General features: G+C 42.5%; 3 protein-coding genes and 4 tRNA genes. All 7 read left to right on the top strand.

Annotation, left to right across the window (positions count from 1 at the left end):
• Positions 1–289 (top strand): biotin protein ligase-related protein (locus QVA83_RS09890; protein WP_502711461.1); only part of this gene is annotated, 289 nt, incomplete at its 5' end.
• Positions 290–436: 147 nt separating this feature from the next.
• Positions 437–1,195 (top strand): type III pantothenate kinase, encoded by a 759-nt coding sequence (locus QVA83_RS09885; RefSeq protein ID WP_156078871.1) that lies wholly within the window; start codon positions 437–439, stop codon positions 1,193–1,195.
• A gap of 109 nt (positions 1,196–1,304) precedes the next feature.
• Positions 1,305–1,380, top strand: a tRNA-Thr gene (locus QVA83_RS09880).
• A 7-nt stretch (positions 1,381–1,387) separates the two neighbouring features.
• Positions 1,388–1,472: transfer RNA gene (locus QVA83_RS09875), tRNA-Tyr, on the top strand.
• Between the two features lie 33 nt (positions 1,473–1,505).
• Positions 1,506–1,580 (top strand) — tRNA-Gly (locus tag QVA83_RS09870).
• 7 nt (positions 1,581–1,587) lie between these two features.
• Positions 1,588–1,663, top strand: a tRNA-Thr gene (locus QVA83_RS09865).
• Positions 1,664–1,730: 67 nt separating this feature from the next.
• Positions 1,731–2,025: GTP-binding protein (locus QVA83_RS09860; protein WP_287498424.1), on the top strand; the 295-nt coding region annotated here is incomplete at its 3' end.

Genomic DNA, 2,025 nt, shown 5'->3' with positions numbered 1-2,025 from the left:
TCTTGCGTCATATTTGGGCATTATCCCAGATAGAAATGCATTGGCGGCAGAAATAATTAAATCGCTTTGGTCTTATTTACCTAAATTTACCCAGCAGGGCTTCGGGCCATTCACAGCATATTGGGAAGCGCTCGACTTATACGCCGATAAACGCATTGTTTTACAAATGGGTGAGAAGCGTTTTTCCGGAATTGATAGGGGAGTGGACGCCAGCGGCGCGCTTCTTGTTGAAACGCAAGACGGTATTACCCGTTTCCACGGCGGCGAAGTTAGCCTTAGAGGCAATTAACTTTTTATTTTTGTTTTGCTTTATAGCTGAGCTACGAAGATTTTGACCATTTTTATAATAAAAGTACTTCGTAGTTCATCTTTGTGATTTTTAAATAGCATTTTATCCGTTCGTTTTACGCATTGCTTTGCGATTGAAACCAAAAATATGAACAACATTGAAGAAAACCACGTCATATTAGTGGATATCGGTAACACCCGAATAAAATATTCACTGCTTTGTCATGCAGAAGAAGAGCCTAATGCGTGCGAAGATGCCAATTCTCTTTTCTCTTTTATTGATTCTCAGAAAAAAATTTCCCATTTATATATAGCTTCAGTAAGAAATCAGGAGCTGGTTGATGAAATATCCGCCATGTGTAACGAGCGAAATATTATTTTTGTAGAAAAGCACACCGAGAAAGAAGCCTTCGGCATAAAAAATAGTTACGCGAATGTTCAAAAAATGGGCGTTGATAGATGGCTCGCCATGGTCTGTGCTGCAGAAAAGTCAAAAAAAGCATTTTTTGTTATGGATGTAGGTACGGCAATAACGGTTGATTTTGTGGTGGATGGTCAACATTTAGGCGGTTGGATCATACCTGGATTTCAAGTAATGCGTAATGCATTGGTTGCTTCAACTAAAAAAGTATTCGCGAATGATGAAATTCCGACCACCTTTAGTGTGGGGACCGATACAGAAGATTGTGTGGCAACAGGGTGTCATGCTGCCCTTTATGGTGTTTATTTGAGCGCGGTTGATTACATATCAAGCAAACAAACCGAATTTGACATAATTTTAGGGGGTGGAGACAAAAAAGTGTTTGCATTCTTAAAATCTGCTGATAACATGCGCCTCGCTCATTTGGTGATGCAGGGTCTTGCCCGCTACGCTCGAAGTGAACTTATAAAGGGAACATCGACGTAAGTTTTTGATTAGTTGAAAAATTGGTCAAAAAAGAAAATTGAAAAATTTTCAAAAAGACACTTGCACAGAGTTAAACAATACTCTAGAATGCGCACCCACTTGATGTAGTGCCGACTTAGCTCAGTTGGTAGAGCAACTGACTTGTAATCAGTAGGTCGCCAGTTCGATTCCGGCAGTCGGCACCATCAATCTGGAGGGGTACCCAAGCGGTCAACGGGAGCAGACTGTAAATCTGCCGGCTCAGCCTTCGCAGGTTCGAATCCTGCCCCCTCCACCACTTTCTCTATGAGGTGGCCAGAGAATTAGGATTGCGGGCATCGTATAATGGCTATTACCTCAGCCTTCCAAGCTGATGATGCGGGTTCGATTCCCGCTGCCCGCTCCAAATCAGTGCTGATATAGCTCAGTTGGTAGAGCGCACCCTTGGTAAGGGTGAGGTCGGCAGTTCAAATCTGCCTATCAGCACCAGTTTATTTCTCCCCAGCTCATGTAAAATTTCTAAATTTTTTAATGTAACTTTGCTGGGATAATAGAAATGGCAAAAGAAAAGTTTGAACGTACGAAACCCCACGTAAACGTGGGTACAATCGGCCACGTTGACCACGGTAAAACTACCCTAACTGCAGCTATCACTACAGTTCTTTCTAAAACTTACGGCGGTAACGCACAGGCTTTCGATCAAATCGATAACGCGCCTGAAGAGAAAGCACGTGGTATCACCATTTCTACTTCACACGTAGAATATGACACTCCTACTCGTCACTACGCACACGTAGACTGCCCAGGACACGCTGATTACGTTAAAAACATGATGTCTCTAATACACATCT

Source organism: Alteromonas sp. AO-Serp (assembly GCF_017849675.1).
Classification (GTDB): domain Bacteria; phylum Pseudomonadota; class Gammaproteobacteria; order Enterobacterales; family Alteromonadaceae; genus Alteromonas; species Alteromonas macleodii.
This window is presented reverse-complemented; position numbering and strand designations above follow the sequence as displayed.

Bases quoted from the DNA above. Each gene is read 5' to 3' on its own strand.
- QVA83_RS09885 (WP_156078871.1), top strand. From the start codon at position 437: ATGAACAACATTGAAGAAAACCACGTCATATTAGTGGATATCGGTAAC.